Source organism: Microvirga arvi, from assembly GCF_016892765.1.
In the GTDB taxonomy this organism is placed as follows: domain Bacteria; phylum Pseudomonadota; class Alphaproteobacteria; order Rhizobiales; family Beijerinckiaceae; genus Microvirga; species Microvirga arvi.
In genome coordinates, this window is record NZ_JAFEMD010000142.1 from 1 (window position 1) to 3,599 (window position 3,599).

General features: G+C 60.9%; 4 protein-coding genes. All 4 read left to right on the forward strand.

Features of this window, described 5'->3' with window-relative positions; translation table 11 throughout:
• Positions 1–235: 235 nt before the first annotated feature.
• The 4 genes from ILT44_RS30025 (at position 236) to ILT44_RS30040 (ending at position 2,975) form a co-directional block, all read left to right on the forward strand.
• Positions 236–577 carry a hypothetical protein gene (locus ILT44_RS30025; protein WP_204243265.1) on the forward strand — a complete coding sequence of 114 codons (342 nt, stop codon included), beginning with the start codon at positions 236–238 and terminating at the stop codon, positions 575–577.
• Between the two features lie 54 nt (positions 578–631).
• A complete protein-coding gene (locus ILT44_RS30030) occupies positions 632–916 on the forward strand; it encodes a DUF1194 domain-containing protein (RefSeq protein ID WP_204243266.1) in 285 nt (94 codons plus the stop codon).
• 593 nt (positions 917–1,509) lie between these two features.
• Positions 1,510–2,634: a M4 family metallopeptidase gene (locus ILT44_RS30035; RefSeq protein WP_307826748.1), complete on the forward strand. Its 1,125-nt coding sequence runs from the start codon at positions 1,510–1,512 to the stop codon at positions 2,632–2,634.
• 38 nt (positions 2,635–2,672) lie between these two features.
• Complete coding sequence (locus tag ILT44_RS30040; RefSeq protein ID WP_204243268.1) at positions 2,673–2,975, forward strand: protealysin inhibitor emfourin; 303 nt, start codon at positions 2,673–2,675, stop codon at positions 2,973–2,975.
• Positions 2,976–3,599 lie beyond the last annotated feature (624 nt).

Genomic DNA, 3,599 nt, shown 5'->3' on the forward strand with positions numbered 1-3,599 from the left:
CGCTTGAAGATCGACACCAGGATGGCTCCTCGATTAGCCATCCCTCGCTAAACGGCCAAGGTTAATGCAACGGTGCCCAATCAGCCAAGTCAGGGCTGACCGATGGCGCCAGGGAAGCTTGCTGGTCATGACCGTCCTTCGAGCCAAGTCCCCGGTCGGCGTAACCCGCCTTAGACATGGTTATCGCCGGACGCCGGCGGTAGTCAGGTCCGATCACCTGCCTTGGAGGAATCCGATGCGCCTGCTGTCCGTCCTGTTGATGTCCGTCGCGTTGTCAGCGTGCGTCTCGTCAGGCGAGCAGCAGGCCCGGCCAGTGCCGCCCGCGAACCTGGGGTCGACGCAATCGATGCCATCCGCCTCCCCGGCACCAACATCCGCACCCACGTACACGAGACGCGTGACCTACCGCGACGGCAGGTACACCCTGCCCGATGGTACGACGGTGGCTGCGGAGCCGGGTGGCGGTTTCACGCTGGCGAATGGGGAGGTTGTGCGGCCTGACGGGACGGGCGGGATCATCCTCCCGAACGGGGCACGGTGCGTCTCGGATGGCAACCGCGGCTATCTCTGTCCCTGACCATCCTTAAGCCCGCCCGGCCGGCTCGTTGGTCCCGCCGTTGCCCAGGATCGGATGTGCGCTCGGCGTCTTCGGGCGATCTCGACGCCGTTTGGCCATGCGGCGGGTACGGGTGCACAGGTGATCGACATCTCTGGGGATGGCGCCAACAACCAGGGCCGCCTCGTGACCGCGGCCTGGGACGAGGCGGTGGCGCAAGGCGTCACCATCAACAGGCTGCCACTCATGCTGAAGCGCCCTGACGGCTTGCGGGACATTGAGGACCTCGCTCTCTACTTCCGCGTCAGCGTCATCGGAGGACCAGGCGCCTTTATGATCCCGGTGCGGGAGAAGCATTAGTTCGCCGAAGCCATCCGGACGAAGGTCCTCCGTGGGATTGCGGAACAGCCGCGTCCAACTGAGCGGCTGAAACCGATCCGCTCGCGGCTCAGGCTGCCTGCTATCCGGCCGACCCGAGCGGAACCACGATGGTGCGGCACATGCCCTCGCGCTCGTACCGGATGTCGAGTTGATCGGCTTTGATGTCCGAAGGAGGTAATTGACAAGCTCTCGACCCGTTCCTCACTTGTTCGCATACGGGCTACAGCCTCGATACGCTCGGTGAGCCAGGGGCGTGGTGAAGTCCGCATATCTTTTCCAGATGAGGATGATACATTACAGGAACATACAGCTCTATTCGAATGACCATCGTCGTTGCCGAACAAACATGATCGGGACGTAGACGGTAAATCTGTCGATGAGTTTTGAGCTGGAGGTGTCAAATGACCCGGACCTGCCGCTGCCTCAACTGCATCCTTCCTCCACACCTTCTTCGTAAGCTGCTGGAGAGCGACAACAGACAGGTCCGCCAAGCCGCTCTCAACACTCTCCTGAATTCAGCCAGATTACGAGGCCAGCGGTCGTTGCGGGCCACTCTTGGGATCGGCCTCTCGGTGGCGCCCACCGATGGTCGCCGGAGCATCTTCGATTGCCAGAACAGCACGTGGCTTCCTGATGCCGTCCTGGTCCGGACAGAGCAAGGTGAAGCGTCCGCCGACATCTCTGTTAATCGCGCATTCGATGGTTTGGGAACCACCCGAGCCTTCTATCGCGAGGTGCTCGACCGGAATTCCATCGACGACCACGGGATGCGTCTCGACGGATACGTTCACTACGGCGCGAGCTATAACAACGCGTTCTGGGACGGTCAGCAGATGGTGTTCGGTGACGGCGACGGTGTCATGTTCACCGACTTTACCAGCTCCCTTGATGTGATCGGCCATGAACTCACTCATGGGATGACCGAGCACGTGGCCGGACTGGAATACCGGAATCAGTCCGGAGCTCTCAACGAGTCGATGTCGGACGTGTTCGGGTCATTGGTGAAACAATGGTCGCTTGAACAAACGGCCGAAGCGGCAGACTGGCTGATCGGAGCCGAGGTGTTCACCCCCGGCATTGAAGCGGACGCCCTGCGATCCATGAAGGCGCCCGGCACAGCCTATGACAACGCGACCTTCGGCAAGGACCCCCAGCCGGACCACATGAGCAAGTTTGTCCATTTGCCCGACACTGAAGAAGGCGACAATGGCGGCGTCCATATCAATTCCGGCATTCCCAACAAGGCATTCTACCTTACGGCCACCGGAGTTGGGGGATTTGCCTGGGAAGCCCCCGCTCTGATCTGGTACGAGGCTTTGAAAGCCTCTGGTCCGACAACCGAGTTCCAGGAATTCGCCGACAAGACGTATCTCATGGCCGGTGAGTTGTACCGGACTGGCAGCGTGGAGCAGCAGGCAGTGCTGGCTGCATGGCGAGAGGTGGGGATCCGAATCAGCGGCGTGACGGCGGCACAACGTCGGGGGCGGCGCCGTGCGACGATCATTGGCGATGATAATAGCCACGAAGGAGACACCCTGGCCGTCCTGGCCCGGCAGATCGAGACGCTGTCCAGCCAGGTGACGGCCCTGACCAAGGAGGTCGGCACGCTGAAGGGAAAGAGGGTGGCAACAGGACCAGGGCTGCCAGCGTCATCGCGCCCGGGCAACTCCAGATCCGCCCGCTCCGAAAATTCCTGACATCGGCTTCGGAGCCTCTGATAGATGCGGGACCTGGGATGAAGATCAGTTTGGCAAAACATGGTGGGCAGGCGGCCGGGATGTTGCTTGGCCGCCCTCCCCGGGTCCTGGATACCGGCACTCTGTCGCCAACAGCCGCAGAGGAAATTTCCAGGCTAATCGAGGCTGCAAGGGCCGCATCTCAGGCCGAGGACAACGGCCCTGGGCGCGCCCGGGACGCCATGAGCTACACGATCACGGTGGAGGACGGTGACTGTGAAACCGTCCTCAAGTGTTCAGATGCCAACATGTTCCCTACTTTTGCGCACCTGCTGGGGTTACTCGAGCGACACCTGAAATGAAGTAAGTTCGTCAAGCTGGGCGGCAGGATTGCACACGAATGTCCGATCCGGACTCCGAACCGCCCGTTGATCCAGGCGCAGTCTCTCATCTGCCCCAGTAGGATCGCATACCGGACGTACTCCACAGCAAGAGTTCCATGCTTCGCGCAAGACCGACCCTGCACTGGCCTGCGGATATGGCCGAACGAATGCGGGCCTCTACTGGGACCTCGGAGAACGGCGCGATGCAGTGTGATCTGAGGCCTTCCAAAGGCTCGACGCGTACTGAGGAGAGTATGAAGAACGGTGAAGCACGCCAAGCGTGAGCCGCCACCCTATGCTTCCTTGATCATCCTTCTGAGTCCCAGCACTCAAACTCGTCGTCCAGCGTGTTGACGAGAACTCAAAGTCCGCTGTGGGTCAAACTAGGCCTTTGGGCTTGGCCTTATGAAGGTCGGCTTACCCTATGATTACGGAAATTCGGCTTTCGTCTGCCTCGTGCCAGGAGCCGACCTTCCGCCTTGATGCATTCTGGAATGCTCTGGCCCTTGGAACGAGGCGAAGAGATCTCGATTGGTGCACTCCAGACCTACCCGTATGGGAGATATTCAGTCGTAGCCCGCCAGTCCTTGCCGTGGTCCGGCG